At 42.3% G+C, this 16665-nt stretch carries 14 protein-coding genes; all 14 read left to right on the top strand.

Translation table 11 applies throughout. The features are described 5' to 3' along the window. The first annotated feature begins 2 nt into the window (after positions 1 to 2). The 14 genes from yfmH (at position 3) to mutS (ending at position 16664) form a co-directional block, all read left to right on the top strand. Positions 3 to 1301 carry an EF-P 5-aminopentanol modification-associated protein YfmH gene (gene yfmH / locus ACFPZG_RS09460; protein ID WP_317940086.1) on the top strand — a complete coding sequence of 433 codons (1299 nt, stop codon included), beginning with the start codon at positions 3 to 5 and terminating at the stop codon, positions 1299 to 1301. 2 nt (positions 1302 to 1303) lie between these two features. Next, entirely contained in the window at positions 1304 to 2032 is a 729-nt protein-coding gene (gene ymfI / locus ACFPZG_RS09455; protein ID WP_317940085.1) for an elongation factor P 5-aminopentanone reductase, read from the top strand. A gap of 191 nt (positions 2033 to 2223) precedes the next feature. After that, positions 2224 to 3021 carry a YmfK family protein gene (locus ACFPZG_RS09450; RefSeq protein ID WP_317940084.1) on the top strand — a complete coding sequence of 266 codons (798 nt, stop codon included), beginning with the start codon at positions 2224 to 2226 and terminating at the stop codon, positions 3019 to 3021. A gap of 18 nt (positions 3022 to 3039) precedes the next feature. Next, positions 3040 to 3900, top strand: a complete 861-nt coding sequence (locus tag ACFPZG_RS09445; protein ID WP_283731758.1) for a helix-turn-helix domain-containing protein — start codon at positions 3040 to 3042, stop codon at positions 3898 to 3900. A gap of 74 nt (positions 3901 to 3974) precedes the next feature. After that, a complete protein-coding gene (pgsA, locus tag ACFPZG_RS09440; RefSeq protein ID WP_283731759.1) occupies positions 3975 to 4553 on the top strand; it encodes a CDP-diacylglycerol--glycerol-3-phosphate 3-phosphatidyltransferase in 579 nt (192 codons plus the stop codon). Between the two features lie 12 nt (positions 4554 to 4565). After that, positions 4566 to 5831: a competence/damage-inducible protein A gene (locus ACFPZG_RS09435; protein ID WP_317940083.1), complete on the top strand. Its 1266-nt coding sequence runs from the start codon at positions 4566 to 4568 to the stop codon at positions 5829 to 5831. A 172-nt stretch (positions 5832 to 6003) separates the two neighbouring features. Further along, entirely contained in the window at positions 6004 to 7065 is a 1062-nt protein-coding gene (gene recA / locus ACFPZG_RS09430; RefSeq protein ID WP_317940082.1) for a recombinase RecA, read from the top strand. A gap of 828 nt (positions 7066 to 7893) precedes the next feature. Next, entirely contained in the window at positions 7894 to 9459 is a 1566-nt protein-coding gene (gene rny / locus ACFPZG_RS09425) for a ribonuclease Y (RefSeq protein ID WP_283731760.1), read from the top strand. Positions 9460 to 9534: 75 nt separating this feature from the next. Continuing rightward, positions 9535 to 10332, top strand: a complete 798-nt coding sequence (locus ACFPZG_RS09420) for a TIGR00282 family metallophosphoesterase (protein ID WP_317940081.1) — start codon at positions 9535 to 9537, stop codon at positions 10330 to 10332. A gap of 87 nt (positions 10333 to 10419) precedes the next feature. Next, the gene (locus ACFPZG_RS09415) at positions 10420 to 10686 is read left to right on the top strand and encodes a stage V sporulation protein S (protein WP_283734624.1); all 267 of its coding nucleotides are present in this window, start codon (positions 10420 to 10422) and stop codon (positions 10684 to 10686) included. A 202-nt stretch (positions 10687 to 10888) separates the two neighbouring features. Continuing rightward, complete coding sequence (miaB, locus tag ACFPZG_RS09410; protein WP_283731761.1) at positions 10889 to 12424, top strand: tRNA (N6-isopentenyl adenosine(37)-C2)-methylthiotransferase MiaB; 1536 nt, start codon at positions 10889 to 10891, stop codon at positions 12422 to 12424. Further along, positions 12424 to 12858, top strand: coding sequence for a RicAFT regulatory complex protein RicA family protein (locus ACFPZG_RS09405; protein WP_283731762.1), 435 nt, complete (start codon positions 12424 to 12426; stop codon positions 12856 to 12858). Before miaB ends, ACFPZG_RS09405 begins: the two co-directional genes overlap by 1 nt. A 577-nt stretch (positions 12859 to 13435) precedes the next feature. Continuing rightward, positions 13436 to 13987, top strand: a complete 552-nt coding sequence (cotE, locus tag ACFPZG_RS09400; protein WP_283731763.1) for an outer spore coat protein CotE — start codon at positions 13436 to 13438, stop codon at positions 13985 to 13987. Between the two features lie 121 nt (positions 13988 to 14108). After that, positions 14109 to 16664 carry a DNA mismatch repair protein MutS gene (gene mutS / locus ACFPZG_RS09395; RefSeq protein WP_317940080.1) on the top strand — a complete coding sequence of 852 codons (2556 nt, stop codon included), beginning with the start codon at positions 14109 to 14111 and terminating at the stop codon, positions 16662 to 16664. Position 16665: the final 1 nt, after the last annotated feature.

Below are 16665 nucleotides of genomic sequence, written 5' to 3'. Positions count from 1 at the left end.
TGATGGAAAAGATAAGCTTTGACAATTTACAAGAAACTTTATTCCACGAAAAGCTTGATAATGGGTTAAGTGTATATATTTTACCTAAACGAGGATTTTCCAAAACATATGTCACATTTACAACGAAATACGGTTCGATTGATAGAACATTCATCCCAAGAGGGAAGAAGGATTTTGTAACAGTCCCCGATGGCATCGCCCACTTTTTAGAACATAAGATGTTCGATAAAAAAGAAGGGGATGTTTTCCAGAAATTCGGAGTTCTTGGTGCAAGTGCGAATGCGTTCACATCATTTACAAGGACATCATACTTGTTCTCAACGACTGAAAACCTTTATGAAAACACGAAGGTATTGTTAGATTTTGTCCAAGAGCCATATTTTACGAAAGAAAAGGTTGAAAAAGAAAAAGGGATTATTGCTCAAGAGATAACGATGTACGATGATAATCCGGACTGGCGAAACTATTTCGGAACAATTGAAAGCCTATACAAAGAACATCCTGTCAGAATCGATATTGCGGGGACTATTGAAACAATAGAGGAAATTACTGCTGAACATTTGTATGAATGTTACGAAACATTTTATCACCCTTCGAATATGGCAGTTTTCGTAATTGGAGCAGTTGACCCGGAAGAAATGATGAATTTCATCAAGGAAGATCAGAAGGGGAAGGAGTTTTCTGAACCTGAAGAGATTACAAGGGAATTTCCGAAAGAGCCGTTGGAGGCTACAACGGAGAAAACTGTACTTGAAATGGATGTCCAAAGACCGAAATTCAATTTTGGCATGAAATGTAACCGGACAGATCTTAAAGGTGATGAAATGATTCGTCAAGATTTAGCAGTCCATCTTGTGCTTGACATTCTGTTTGGTAGAACATCCGAATTTTACACGAAAGCTTATAATGACAATCTGATCGATGAAACATATAATTATGATTTCACTTTGGAAAAGGGATTTGGATTTGCAATGGTGGAGTCTGATACCGAGAATCCGACTGATCTGGAAGCGGTAATTCGGAAGACACTATCCTCTCAAGTTGAAAATTGGACAGTTACTGAGGCGGACTTGGAACGTGCGCGAAAGCGGAGAATCGGCCAATTTATGCGCTCGCTGAATTCGATTGAATTCATTTCCAACCAATTCACAACTTATAATTTTAATGATATGAATTTATTCGACGTTGTCCCAACTCTTGAAAAGATGACTATTGACCACCTGAAAGACGCCTTCTCTACGATATCAGACCTAAACAGTCATACAGTTATGACGATTGTTCCTGGAGCGAAGGAAAACTGAACATGAAACGTTATGCAGTAATCCTTGGGGCATCGGGAGGTATTGGAGAAGCCATCAGCCGTAAGTTGGCAGCTGATGGCTGGTCCTTGTACCTTCATTTCAACAAAAGTAAAACGCGGGTTTCGCTCCTTCAACAAGAATTGTCCGAGTCATATCCGAACGGGGATTTCCAACTCGTTCAATCGGATTTTTCAAAAGATGATGGTGCTGAAATACTTGCTAACCAAGTAGGTCATGTCCAGACAGTTATCGTCGCATCTGGACAATCAATGCTTAAACTTTTGACGGATACAACGCAACAAGACATGGATGCCCTTTGGAAAGTGCATATGCAAAATCCATCCTTGTTCATAAGTTACATATCATCTCAATTACGAAGTCACAAAGTATCATATATTGTTTTTATCGGTTCGATTTGGGGCAACACAGGTGCTGCAGGTGAAGTCATGTATTCTGCCGTAAAAGGTGCCCAACATGCTTTCGTTAAGGCGTATGCTAAGGAGGCGGCATATACGGGTACTCGTGTGAATGCAATAGCTCCTGGGTGGATAGATACGGAAATGAATGATGAATTGTCGGAAGAGGATAAACAGATGGTTATTGAGCAGATCCCCTTACAAAAAACTGGATCGCCTGAGGAAGTTGCAGAACTTACGGGTTTCTTAGTCAGTGGAAAAGCGGATTATATAACTGGTGAAATAGTGAAATTAAATGGTGGGTGGTATATTTGAATTTAAAAAGGGGAGATATTGTTCCCCTTTTTCTTTTTTACTTTTCTTCATCCCATTTATCCGTTATTATAGAACTAAGTTGCGACTCGCGCGTCCTATACCCTGGGTACTTTCATAAGGGTTGCAAATGAACGGTTTCTATTTTATTGGTTATCCTAAATTGGATATAGGGAACGATAGGAGTGTGTCGAATGGGTGAATGGTATGTCGAGTACGAGATACAAGTGAATCGACCTGGCTTGCTTGGAGATATCGCTTCACTTTTAGGGATGCTTCGCGTTAATATTATTACGATCAACGGTGTGGATGGTGGCCATCGGGGAATGCTGGTCAGGACAGAAAATGATGATCAAATCAAACGTTTTGAATTGATTGCATCCACAATGGAAACCATTCAAGTAAAGAAGATCCGTGAGCCGAAATTACGCGATATTTTAGCGGTAAGGCATGGAAGATATATCCAACAGGATATTGATGACCGGAAAACGTTCCGATTCCTCCGGAGTGAACTGGGTATTCTTGTTGACTTCATGGCGGAATTGTTTAAACAAGAAGGGCATAAGTTAATCGGAATACGTGGAATGCCACGGGTCGGAAAGACGGAGTCAGTAGTTGCCGCGAGTGTATGTGCGAATAAGAAATGGATTTTCCTCTCTTCCACGATGATAAAACAAACCGTTAGAAGCACCCTAGCTGGAGATGAATTCTCCAGAGATAATATTTTCATCTTAGATGGCATTGTTTCACGTAAATCGGGAGATGAGAGGCATATGCAGCTTGTACGTGAGATGATGGGTATGCCTTCTATTAAAGTTGTCGAACATCCGGACATGTTTGTTCGGCACTCCGAATACGACATGGAAGACTTTGATTATATTATCGAATTACGAACAGATCCAGATCAGGAAATCACATATGAAATGATGGAGAAGAACCATATGATGACCGATACAGGGCAGATGGGTGGATTTGGAAATTTTAACTTTTAAACAAGGAAGGTGACTAAAATGACCGGATTAGGTGATCGTCTAAAGGAAGCAAGAACTGCGAAAGGCTACTCATTGGATGATTTGCAAACCATAACTAAAATTCAGAAACGGTACCTTTCCGGTATTGAAAATGAAGATTACAGTATGATGCCTGGAGCTTTCTACGTTCGTGCGTTTATCAAACAATATTCAGAGGCAGTCGGTTTGGATGCTGATGAAATGTTGACATTATATAAGGAATCAGCTAATTATGATAATCTCGAAGAAGAAAACATCGCCCCTCCACTGACAAGGAGCCGAGGCTTAAAAGGCAACAGTCGTCTGAATGAAACAATACCGAAAATCATTGTGGCGTTTTTCATTATTGTAATCATTGTTGTAGTTTGGGTTCTTTCGCAACAAGCGGCATCGAAGCAAACAGGCACCGATGTAAAGCCTGAAGATAAGCTAGTAACAATGGATAACAATCAAACGCCAGGAAATACTGAAGAAGAAGTTGTTGATGATCCAATTGAGGAAGAAACAGTGGAGCCGGATCCAGAACCGGAAGAAGTAGTTAAAGAACAGGTTCTTGCATATGAAAGTACAACTGGATCAGATTTTAAATACTCCCTGACAGATGCAGATGAATTCAAGCTTAAAATTGATACATTAGGAGATACATGGATTGGTGTTCAGAACGAAAAGAAAGAGGAACTGACACCGATGGCTCGCGTTATGAAAAATGGGGAAACACTTGAGTTAGATGTTTCAGATGTCGAGTATGTCCGAATTCGAGTCGCTGTACCATCCTTTGCGAATATCTACGTGAATGAAGAAAAACTGGAATATTCATCAAACGTATCTCCACAAAATATTTACATTGAATATAAGAAATGAAAATAGTCATCTATATGGATGACTATTTTCATTCACCATACATAACGCATTAATTTTTAGGAAGGATGAGACAGTTGAACTTACCAAATAAAATTACGGTTTCCCGTGTTTTTCTAATCCCTATATTTATCATTTTCATGCTTGTCGATTTTGGAATGGGAACATTGAATGTAGGGGGTACCACACTTCCAACTGAGCATTTAATAGGGGCAATCATATTCATAATAGCCAGTTTGACGGATTGGTTTGATGGTCATTTAGCAAGAAAACATAATCTTGTTACGAATATGGGTAAATTCCTTGATCCGCTTGCGGACAAGTTGCTTGTATCCGCAGCGTTGGTCGTTTTAGTGGAATTAGGGAATGCGGCATCATGGGTCGTCATCATCATTATTAGCAGGGAGTTTGCTGTAACCGGTTTAAGGATGATAATGGCAGGTGGCGGCGAAGTGGTCGCAGCCCAGCAGTTAGGGAAGATTAAGACTGCAACCCAGTTAGTCGCAATAACTTTCCTTCTAATGAACAATATCTTTTTTGAAATGATTAACATTCCATTTGGTTCAATTATGCTGTACATTGCACTATTTTTCACCATTTGGTCTGGAGCTGATTACTTTTATAAGAATCGTCGTGTCTTGCTTGACTCGATGTAAGGAGGCACCATTATGAGGGCGGAAATCATTGCAGTAGGTTCTGAACTTCTATTAGGTCAAATTACGAATACGAATGCCACATTCATTTCGGCTCGTCTTGCCGAAATAGGAATTGATGTATACTATCATACGGTTGTAGGGGATAATCCCGATCGATTAAAAAAGGCTATCGGAATCGCAGAAAAGCGTGCGGATCTGATAGTTTTTTCTGGAGGACTTGGTCCAACAAAAGATGATCTGACGAAAGAAACAATTGCTGAAATGTTGGGAACCCATCTGAAAATGAATAATGAAGCCCTTGTTTCAATTGAAGACTATTTCTTACGAACTGGTAGAATGATGACCGAGAACAATAAAAAGCAGGCACTCGTTTTGGCGGATTCTGTTGTATTGAAAAATCGTAACGGAATGGCGCCGGGTATGGCTCTTGAAAAAAGTGGGGTATCTTATATTTTATTACCCGGTCCTCCACATGAATTGGAACCCATGTTTGAAAGAGAAGCTATCCCTTATTTACTTGGGGCATTAGGTAATAAGGAAGTCATAGTTTCCCGTGTTTTGAAATTTTTTGGAATTGGAGAAGCAGAGCTTGAGCATCGCGTTCAAGGAATCTTACAAAAACAATCCAATCCGACTATCGCGCCACTAGCATCCCAAGATGCAGTCATTCTTCGAATAACGGCAAAAGCACTTTCTACTGATGAGGCGGAGAAATTGATCGCTCCTGTTGAAAAGGAGATCCGTGATCTTGTCGGAGAATTTATATTCGGAATCAATAATGATACATTATCATCAAAAGCAGCAGATCTGTTAAAAAAGGCCCAATTGACTATTGCGGCAGCTGAAAGTCTGACCGCAGGACAATTCATGTCCGAGTTGGCAGGTGAATCTGGAATCAGTTCCTCTTTGAAGGGCGGAGTTGTTGTCTACAATGACGACATGAAAGTTGAACAGCTTGGCGTTTCACGTTCATTGCTTAAGGAGTATGGAGTTGTTAGCTCTGAATGCGCGGAAGCACTTGCCAGAAGTGCGAAACTAAAATTCGGTTCTGATATAGGGGTCGGATTAACAGGTGCCGCCGGACCCGATCCTCACGATGGAAAACCTGTAGGGACGGTTTGGATAGGTATTGCTCTTCAGGATGGCGATGTAAAGACATTTAAACTTGATTTATCAGGCACTCGAAATACAAACCGTCGTCGTGCCTCTCAATATGCACTCTACTATTTAATAAAAGAATTGAAAAAGAGAATAGTTGAAAATAAGATTTTGGACTGAAATTCTCAATTAAAAATGATTTTTACCTATGTATTCTCATTTAAAAATGACTTTCGGGAAAATAAATCGAATAAGCGTTCGACTTTTTATTGAGTATTTCTCATAAAAGGAGTATAGTAGAGACAGGAAGAAAAAGAACAACAGAACAGGACCTTTAAGGGGAGGAATCATTTTGAGCGATCGTAAAGCGGCTTTGGATCAAGCCTTGAAACAAATCGAGAAACAATTCGGGAAAGGCTCCGTCATGAAATTGGGGGAGAAGACAGACCTGCAAGTTTCCACATCTTCAACCGGTTCACTTGCGTTAGATGCGGCATTAGGGGTAGGAGGCTATCCAAGGGGCCGTGTCATTGAAATCTATGGACCTGAGAGCTCGGGTAAAACGACTGTAGCACTTCATGCAATAGCGGAAGTCCAAGCAGCAGGTGGACAAGCAGCGTTTATTGATGCCGAGCATGCGTTGGATCCAATTTATGCCCGAAAATTAGGCGTCAATATTGACGAATTGCTTTTATCCCAGCCGGACACCGGCGAACAGGCGCTGGAAATTGCTGAAGCACTTGTACGAAGTGGAGCAGTTGACATCATCGTCGTTGACTCCGTTGCCGCATTGGTACCAAAGGCGGAAATTGAAGGGGAGATGGGTGATTCACATATCGGTTTGCAAGCACGTCTTATGTCACAAGCGCTTCGTAAACTGTCTGGAGCAATCAACAAATCGAAAACAATCGCCGTTTTCATTAACCAGATTCGTGAAAAGGTCGGTGTCATGTTCGGTAACCCTGAAGTAACACCTGGCGGCCGGGCACTGAAGTTCTATTCTTCTGTCCGTCTTGAAGTACGCCGTGGAGAAGCAATCAAGCAAGGAAATGATATCGTAGGTAACAAAACGCGCGTTCGTGTCGTGAAAAACAAAGTCGCTCCACCGTTCCGCACTGCAGAAGTGGATATTATGTACGGAGAAGGTATCTCAAGGGAAGGCGAGATTATCGACATTGGTGCAGAACTGGAAATTGTACAAAAGAGCGGTGCATGGTATTCCTATGAAGGGGAACGCGTTGGACAAGGCCGTGAGAATGCGAAACAGTTCCTTCGGGAAAACCCAGATATCCGTGCTGAAATTGCGAACAAGATTCGTGGTTCATACGGAATGGCTGCTGCTAATTATGTAATTGCAGGCCATGACGAAGAGGAAGATGAAGAACTTGAATTATTCCTTGAAGAAAAAAAATAATACGAAAAAGCTGACATGCCTTTGTGCAAGTTAGCTTTTTTGTTTTTTGGTGCCTTAGCATCGCTCTCCGCTTTTGTTATCATCCAGCTCCGGGGGGCAGCTGCTCGGGTCATAAGTCAGCTTCGCTACACGGCAAAGATCGCCGTTTCACGAATCCGCCTTATGCCTGTCGCAGCTAACCGCCCCCCTCCGCTTTTGTTATCATCCAGCTTCGGTCGCCAGGCCCTCGAGTCGCTTCAGACAAGCCAAAAAGGCAAAGGGCGCCTTTCCGCCTTGTCTTCCAGCGCTTGTCGGGCCTAAGCGTCGCCCTCCGCTTTTGTTTACATCCAGCTCCTGGGGGCAGCTGCTCGGGTCATAAGTCAGCTTCGCTACACGGCAAAGATCGCCGTTTCACGAATCCGCCTTATGCCTGTCGCAGCTAACCGCCCCCCTCCGCTTTTGTTATCATCCAGCTTCGGTCGCCAGGCCCTCGAGTCACTTCAGACAAGCCAAAAAGGCAAAGATCGCCTTTCCGGCTTGTCTTCCAGCGCTTGTCGGGCCTAAGCGTCGCCCTCTGCTTTTGTTTACATCCAGCTCCTGGGGGCAGCTGCTCGGGTCATAAGTCAGCTTCGCTACACGGCAAAGATCGCCGTTTCACGAATCCGCCTTATGCCTGTCGCAGCTAACCGCCCCCCTCCGCTTTTGTTTACAATCCTTGACATGTTAATTTTTCATAGATACAATTAGAATTGTATAATTTCACACCAATGAAATCATTATGGCAGTATGTTGAATGTTGATATACGGGCCGACTGAAAACGAAAAGAATAGCAGGAGGAGGTGACCTGGATGCCAGACATCATTATAAACATCATCTCCGCTTTGGTAGGTCTATTCGTCGGTGCAGTTGTTATCTATTTAGTTATCAAAAAGGTGAATGAATCAAGAGTGACGGGTGCCAAAAACTCTGCAGAACAAATCATCGAAGATGCAAGACGTGAAGCAGAAGCTTTGAAAAAAGAGGCACTTTTAGAAGCCAAAGATGAAAATCACAAACTGAGAATTGAAGCGGAATCAGAAGTCCGTGAAAGAAGAGCGGAATTGCAGAAGCAGGAAAACCGCCTTTTACAACGGGAAGAAAATCTTGACCGCAAGGATGATGCTCTCAATAAAAGAGAAGCGGGACTGGAGCGTAAAGAAGATGCGCTTTCCAGTAGACAACAGCATATTGAACAAATGGAACGCAAGGCGGAAGATCTTGTTGCCGTCCAACAGACGGAACTTGAAAGAATCTCGGCACTCACCAGGGATGAAGCGAAACGAATTATCCTTGACGATGTTGAGAAGGAACTTTCCACGGATATTGCTGTAATGACGAAAGAATCGGAGCAACGTGCTAAAGAGGAATCAGAAAAGAAAGCACGTGAAATCCTTTCTCTTGCATTACAACGTTTCGCCGCAGATCATGTCGCAGAAACGACTGTATCTGTAGTGAACTTGCCGAACGATGAAATGAAAGGACGAATCATCGGAAGGGAAGGCCGCAATATCAGAACTTTGGAAACATTGACTGGTATCGATCTGATTATCGATGACACACCTGAAGCAGTCATCCTATCAGGATTCGATCCTGTCCGCCGTGAAACCGCGCGACTTGCACTTGAAAAACTCGTACAAGATGGCAGGATCCATCCGGCCCGGATTGAAGAGATGGTAGATAAGTCAAGACGGGAAGTGGATGAATTGATCCGCGAAAAAGGTGAACAAACCACTTTCGACGTGGGTGTCCATAACCTTCACCCGGATCTTATCAAAATCCTTGGACGTTTGCATTTCCGTACAAGCTATGGACAAAATGTCCTGAAGCATTCCGTTGAGGTTGCTTATCTTGCTGGACTCTTAGCTGCGGAAGTTGGCGAAGATGTTACGTTGGCAAGGCGTGCAGGACTCCTTCACGATATTGGTAAAGCAATTGATCATGAAGTTGAAGGAAGCCACGTCCAAATCGGAGTAGAATTAGCTACAAAGTACAAAGAACATCCTGTTGTAATCAACAGTATTGCTTCCCATCATGGTGATGAAGAGGCTACTTCGGTCATTGCAGTATTGGTTGCGGCTGCTGATGCATTATCTGCTGCTAGACCGGGTGCGAGAAGTGAAACTCTTGAGAACTACATTCGCAGACTGCAAAAACTCGAAGAGATATCGGAATCATATGATGGAGTCGAGAAATCATTCGCAATTCAAGCGGGACGCGAAGTCCGAATTATTGTACGTCCTGATCAGATCGATGATATAACAGCCCATCGATTGGCAAGGGATATACGTAAAAGAATTGAAGAAGAGCTCGATTATCCAGGTCATATCAAAGTGACTGTGATCCGGGAGACACGTGCTGTCGAATATGCAAAATGATGTGAAATGACTCCTGTCCATTATGGTGCAGGAGTGTTTTTTTTGTCATCTTCACAAAGGAAGAGGTATAAATTTATGAAGGTAGTATTTATAGGCGATATTGTTGGATCAATCGGCAGAGATATGGTGTTTAACTATATCGCACGTTTAAAAAGGAAGTACCAGGCGGACGTAATCATCGCAAATGGAGAAAATGCTGCATCGGGCAGAGGAATCACTAAAGCTATTTTCGACGATCTTCTACGTTCGGGCGTTGATGTGGTAACAATGGGAAATCACACTTGGGATCAAAAAGAGATCTATGATTTCATCGATGACACCGATTATTTAATTCGTCCGGCGAATTTTTCAGATGAGGCACCTGGTAGGGGGATGACCAACATTACGAAAAACGGTGTGACACTTTCAGTAATAAATTTACATGGACGTACATTTTTACCACCACATTCTGATCCTTTTGAAAAAGCCGAGCAGTTGATAGAAGAGGCAACTAAAATTTCTCCACTTATATTCGTTGATTTCCATGCTGAGGCAACGAGTGAAAAAATTGCAATGGGATGGCATCTCGATGGTAAAGCATCTGTTGTGGTTGGAACCCATACACATGTCCAAACAGCTGATGACCGCATTCTCCCTGGAGGAACCGCATACTTAACGGACGCAGGAATGACAGGCCCTTATGATGAAATATTGGGAATGAAAAAAGAGGATGTTATTTATCGTTTTAAAACAAATCTACCGGTCCGTTTTGAAGTTCCCAAAAAAGGGCGTAGTCAATTGAATGGTCTTTTCGTAGAATTAGACGACCAAACTGGAAAGGCACTATCGATTGAGCGCATCATGATCAACGACGATCATGTATTCGAAGCATGAGTTGCGTCTAATCATCTCCTTCTTTTCATAAGATGACTTATGGATAAATACATTCCATAGACATCGTGAAAACAAGGAGGAAACATGGTGAGTCCATTGAAAGTATCATCCCGCTCTAATCCGAATTCTGTCGCAGGAGCACTTGTAGCGGTCATCAGAGATCAAGGGTATGCGGAAATGCAGGCGGTAGGTGCAGGTGCTTTGAATCAGGCTATTAAAGCAGTTGCAATTGCTCGTGGTTTTGTCGCCCCAAGCGGAAGCGACCTCGTATGCGCACCAGCATTTACTGATATTGAAATTAATGGCGAGGGACGAACAGCATTAAAGCTGCTCGTTGAAAAACGAAAACGATAATAATCATTATCTGAAGCCCACGGAAGCATTCGTTCCATGGGCTTCATTTTTTCCCATTTAGACTATAATGTCACACGGTTGCCTAAATCTACAGGATTTCCATAAATCACAAACCCGTCACTTCAAACTATAAAGAACTTCATGTATAATGTAGTCGAGTCTATACAATTCCCACAAGGTTTGAAGAAAGGGGAAGTTATTTATGAATGAAGAGCAACGTCTGCAATCGGGGCTTGTGAAATCGACCGTTGCTGCGGAAAAAGACTATAGTAAATATTTTGAGACTGTCTATACACCACCTTCCTTGAAAAATGCAAAGAAACGTGGGAAGGAAGAAATCGCTTATCATGATGATTTCAAAATTGACGAACGTTTTTTAGGCATGGGGAAAGGTCGTAAATTTTATATCCGTACATATGGCTGTCAGATGAATGAACATGATACAGAAGTGATGGCCGGTATATTCACAAGTTTAGGATATGAATCGACAAATACAGTTGAAGACGCAGATGTCGTTCTACTGAATACTTGTGCGATTCGGGAAAATGCGGAAAACAAGGTGTTTGGTGAGTTGGGTCATTTGAAGCCGTTGAAACTTGAGCGTCCGGACATGCTTATTGGCGTGTGTGGATGTATGTCTCAGGAGGAATCGGTCGTCAATAAGATTCTTCGAACCTACGATCAAGTAGATATGATATTCGGTACGCATAACATCCATAGATTACCGAATATCCTACACGAGGCATATATGTCTAAAGAGATGGTTGTCGAGGTTTGGTCTAAAGAAGGGGACATTATTGAAAACCTTCCAAAAGTACGCCACGGCAATATTAAAGCCTGGGTAAACATCATGTATGGCTGTGATAAGTTCTGTACATATTGCATCGTCCCTTACACTAGAGGGAAAGAACGAAGCAGACGTCCTCAGGACATTATTCAAGAAGTAAGACAGCTTGCTGCACATGGATACAAGGAAATTATGCTTCTTGGTCAAAACGTTAACGCTTACGGGAAAGACTTTGAGGACTTGGATTACCGGCTGGGTGACTTGATGGATGATCTTCGAAAGATAAACATCCCAAGAATCCGTTTTACAACGAGCCATCCCCGAGACTTCGATGATCATTTAATCGAAGTGCTTGCAAAAGGTGGCAACTTACTTGACCATATCCACTTACCTGTCCAATCAGGATCCAGTGATATTTTGAAAATCATGGCGCGTAAATACTCACGGGAGCAATACTTGGAACTTGTAGGGAAAATTAAAAAAGCCATTCCTAATGTAACGCTAACAACTGATATTATTGTCGGTTTCCCTAACGAAACAGATGAGCAATTCGAGGAAACACTTTCTTTATACAAAGAAGTCGGATTTGAAATGGCCTATACGTATATTTATTCACCACGCGAAGGAACTCCAGCTGCAAAAATGGTGGATAATATTCCGATGGAAGTGAAGAAAGAAAGGCTTCAACGTCTTAATAAATTGGTGAATGAAATGTCGGCTGAAGCAATGAAGCCGTATGATGGCAAAGTGGTTAAAGTGCTTGTTGAAGGTGAAAGTAAAAGGAACCCTGATGTTCTCGCGGGGTATACCGAAAAGAATAAACTTGTGAATTTCAGAGCTCCACGTTCTGTCATTGGTGAAATAGTCAACGTGAAAATTACAGAGGCCAAAACATGGTCACTCGACGGCGAATTTATCGGCGTTGTAGAAGAGGATAAGGTGATGTCATAATGGAAAAACTATATACAAAAGAAGAGATCATTGAAAAAGCACGTGAAATTGCCCATATGATCGCTAACACTGAACAAGTTGAATTTTTCAAACGTGCAGAAGAACAAATCAATGAAAACCAAAAGATTCGTGAGAAAATTGCAAGCTTAAGATCATTACAAACACAAGCTGTAAATTTCCAAATGTATGAAAAAGCACGTGCCCTTGAAATCATCGAAGGGAAAATCGAAAAAATTCAAGAGGAAATTGATGAAGTGCCGATTGTTCAGGAATTTAAACAATCCCAAGTTGAAGTTAATGACCTTCTTCAATTGGTCTCAAATACGATTTCAAACAGCGTGACGGATGAAATCATTGAATCCACTGGCGGCGATGTCCGTGGAGGCAAGACTGGTTCCTACGTTGAAAACACAAAACCAAAACCATTGTCATAACAAAAGCGGAGGGTGGCGGTTAGCTGCGACAGGCATAAGGCAGATCTGCGAAACGGCGTCCTTTGCCGTACAGCAGAACTGACTTATGACCCGAGCAGCTGCCACCCGCAGCTGGATGATAACAAAAGCGGAGGGTGGCGGTTAGCTGCGACAGGCATAAGACAGATCTGCGAAACGGCGTTCTTTGCCGTACAGCAGAATTGACTTATGACCCGAGCAGCTGCCACCCGCAGCTGGATCATAACAAAAGCGGAGGGTGGCGGTTAGCTGCGATAGGCATAAGGCAGTGGAAGGCAGTCTAAGTGCGCGACGTCCTGTCGCAACGACTGCACACCTGCATCCATGCAGGCGCGAAACGGCGTTCTTTGCCGTACAGCAGAACTGACTTATGACCCGAGCAGCTGCCACCCGCAGCTGGATGATAACAAAAGCGAATGACGCCAAGTAACCGAATGATAAAAAAACCGACGAGGATAAATAATTCCTTATCGGTTTTTTTCACTTTCTGGGCTCGTGTTGCATAGGATAGGTAGAAGTCAATGAAGGAGGAAGAGAACTGAAAAACATACGGCAAATTGTGACGAAGACTGTTATCGCGAAAGGGAGAAAGCGCACGGAATCGACTGTAACACTTAGGCCACCGAATAATCCATCCAGTATTTTGGGCTGTTGGGTGATTAACCACACACATCAGGCGAAAAAAGTGGGCAAATACATCGAAGTTACTGGCAAATTTGATGTGAATGTATGGTATTCGCATCATGACCACTCAAAGACTTCTGTCTATTCCGAAACCGTTCCGTATAAGGATCGAATTAGAATTCATTACCGTGATGAGCCGGTATCTGGCCAGGAAGAAATTATTGTCAACGTGGTCCAACATCCAAATTGTACTGAAGCACTTATCTCTGAAGATGGTGAAAAATTCCTTGTTAAAGTTGAAAGGGAATTGGTTGCAGAAGTCATTGGGGAAACAAAAGTGGCCATTACAATCCATCCTCACCAGTTTGAAGAGGAGTGGGCTATCTCCGATGAGTCATCCTCTCATGAGGGTCATGATCACAAACCAAGTTTCAAAGCGGAAGATAATCATCAGGAAGACAGAGGAAAAGATTCACGACCATTCTAAGCCGGAAGAAGCATCCGGCTTTTTTTGTTTTATATGAAATTAATTGTCTTTTGAGCTTTGTTACTGTGATAGGGTTAGTTTTGATATAATAGGGGAAAACGTAGATACAGTGAGGTTTAAAATGACAACATATACACCGATGATAAAACAATACCTAAATGTGAAAGCCGAATATGAAGATGCCTTTCTATTTTTCCGTCTCGGTGACTTCTATGAGATGTTTTTCAACGACGCAATTGAAGCATCAAACATCCTTGAAATCACATTAACAAGCAGAGACGGTGGTAGTGCGGATAAAATACCAATGTGTGGAATTCCATATCACTCCGCAGAAGGATATATCGAAACACTTGTGCAAAAAGGTCATAAAGTTGCAATCTGTGAACAAACCGAAGATCCAAGAGCAGCTAAAGGAATTGTAAAGCGAGAAGTCGTGAAAGTGATAACACCAGGTACAATCACAGAAGGTAAGACGATCGATGCAAATGCGAATCACTTCATCGGAGCGGCAGATCAATTAGAGGATGGTCGGTATGCACTTGCTTATGTCGACCTTGCAACAGGGGAAGGTAAAGTGGAATTTGTTTCGGGTGATGAAAGAACTCTAATTAGTGAAATCGAAGCGTTAGGCATGAAGGAAATCGTTGTCCGTGAACGTCTACATATTACCTTAAATGAAGGCATGGCAAAAAGGGATATCGTTCTTTCAATGGAAAATGGAGAAGGAGAAAAAGGCGGAATTGCAACGCAGTCCGAAATTCCTTCTGAGATGATGGAAGCATGCGAAATTCTCCTATCTTATCTCAAACGTACTCAAAAATCCAGCCTCGATCATTTACGCCCATTCGATTACATACAAAAGACAGATAAACTTTCCATTGACGCAAACTCGATGCGGAATTTGGAACTGATTAAGTCTATACGTAATGGAAGTAAAGAAGGCACGCTATTCTGGTTGTTGGATGAAACCTCCACTGCTATGGGCGCAAGGAAATTAAGAATATGGATTCACCAGCCACTTGCGGACAAGTCTGCAATCGAAGACAGGTTAGAGCTTGTAACCGATTTAATAGATGATTACTTTCTACGGGATGAATTGAAGACATCGTTGAAAGAAGTTTATGATCTTGAACGGCTATCAGGTCGGATTTCCATGGGCAACGCAAGCGGAAGGGACTTGGCTCAATTAAGAAATTCACTTAGGTGCATTCCTAATTTGAAAAACGCACTATTCCAATCAGGTCACGAACGGCTCCAACGCTTTTCTGAACGACTTGATACATGTGAAGAAGCCCTGCAATTATTGGAAGCTTCCGTCGCAGAAAACCCACCTCTATCGGTTAAAGAAGGCGGCATCATTAAAGACGGCTTTAATGAAAAATTGGATCAGTATCGGGACGCCTCAAGAAACGGTAAGGAATGGTTAGCTGGACTCGAACGAGATGAACGTGAACGAACTGGCATTAAGTCATTGAAGATTGGGTACAATCGCATATTTGGCTATTATATCGAAATTACAAAGTCTAATATTCATCTCGCTGATTTAACAAGATATGAACGAAAGCAAACACTTGCCAATGCGGAGCGTTATATCACTTCTGAGCTAAAAGAGAAGGAAGATTTAATATTAAATGCGGAAGCTGAAGGACAGGATCTCGAATATACCTTATTCTGCAATGTTCGCGATGAGATGAAAAGCCATATACGGAAAGTGCAAAAGTTAGCAAGCGTATTATCTGAATTAGATGTACTTCTTTCTTTTGCAACAGTTTCGGAAAAATATCGATATACAAGACCGCAATTCCATAATGGACGAGCCTTAGAAATTAAAAATGGTCGTCATCCCGTTGTTGAGAAAATGATGGATCAGTCACTATATGTACCGAATAGCTGTGTATTGGCAGAAGACGCCAATATGTTGTTAATCACCGGTCCAAACATGTCAGGTAAAAGTACATTCATGCGACAAGTTGCTTTGACGGTTATTATGGCGCAAATCGGCTGTTATGTACCATGCGAGTTCGCTAAACTACCAGTTACCGATCAGATATTTACAAGAATAGGTGCAGCAGACGACCTTGCTTCAGGGCAGAGCACATTCATGATGGAAATGATGGAATCTAGATATGCCATTGCAAATGCCACGGAAAAAAGCCTTCTTCTATTCGATGAAATAGGTCGGGGAACATCAACGTACGACGGAATGTCACTTGCCCAAGCAATGATGGAGTTCATCCATGATGAAATTGGCGCCAATACACTATTCTCCACCCATTATCACGAGCTGACAAAACTCAATGAGAACTTGAATCGTTTAGTGAATGTCCATGTTGCAGCGATGGAACGAGAAGGGAGAGTCGTCTTTCTTCATAAAGTGATGGCTGGAGCAGCGGATAAAAGCTATGGGATTCATGTTGCACAACTTGCCGGCCTTCCGGATTCAATCGTAATCCGTGCCAAGGAGCTATTGGACAACTTCGAAAGTGAACAGACAATGAATAATGAGACAAGTGCAACACAACTGTCGTTCTTCGACTTGCCCGATGAATCTGATCAGATGACAGAAAAAGATAAATCAGTACTCGACGCATTGGAGCATACTGACCTACTGAACCTAACCCCAATGCAAGCAATGCATCTAATCATGGATTGGCAAAAAGAACTTAAAAATAGTTAAA

The sequence above is a fragment of the Sporosarcina thermotolerans genome, assembly GCF_042658975.1.
In the GTDB taxonomy this organism is placed as follows: domain Bacteria; phylum Bacillota; class Bacilli; order Bacillales_A; family Planococcaceae; genus Sporosarcina; species Sporosarcina thermotolerans.
Note: the sequence above shows the minus strand (reverse complement) of the source record. Positions and strands in the feature narration are given on the sequence as shown.

Bases quoted from the DNA above. Each gene is read 5' to 3' on its own strand.
- yfmH (WP_317940086.1), top strand. From the start codon at position 3: ATGGAAAAGATAAGCTTTGACAATTTACAAGAAACTTTATTCCACGAA.
- ymfI (WP_317940085.1), top strand. From the start codon at position 1,304: ATGAAACGTTATGCAGTAATCCTTGGGGCATCGGGAGGTATTGGAGAA.
- ACFPZG_RS09450 (WP_317940084.1), top strand. From the start codon at position 2,224: ATGGGTGAATGGTATGTCGAGTACGAGATACAAGTGAATCGACCTGGC.
- ACFPZG_RS09445 (WP_283731758.1), top strand. From the start codon at position 3,040: ATGACCGGATTAGGTGATCGTCTAAAGGAAGCAAGAACTGCGAAAGGC.
- ACFPZG_RS09435 (WP_317940083.1), top strand. From the start codon at position 4,566: ATGAGGGCGGAAATCATTGCAGTAGGTTCTGAACTTCTATTAGGTCAA.
- rny (WP_283731760.1), top strand. From the start codon at position 7,894: ATGCCAGACATCATTATAAACATCATCTCCGCTTTGGTAGGTCTATTC.
- ACFPZG_RS09420 (WP_317940081.1), top strand. From the start codon at position 9,535: ATGAAGGTAGTATTTATAGGCGATATTGTTGGATCAATCGGCAGAGAT.
- miaB (WP_283731761.1), top strand. From the start codon at position 10,889: ATGAATGAAGAGCAACGTCTGCAATCGGGGCTTGTGAAATCGACCGTT.
- ACFPZG_RS09405 (WP_283731762.1), top strand. From the start codon at position 12,424: ATGGAAAAACTATATACAAAAGAAGAGATCATTGAAAAAGCACGTGAA.
- mutS (WP_317940080.1), top strand. From the start codon at position 14,109: ATGACAACATATACACCGATGATAAAACAATACCTAAATGTGAAAGCC.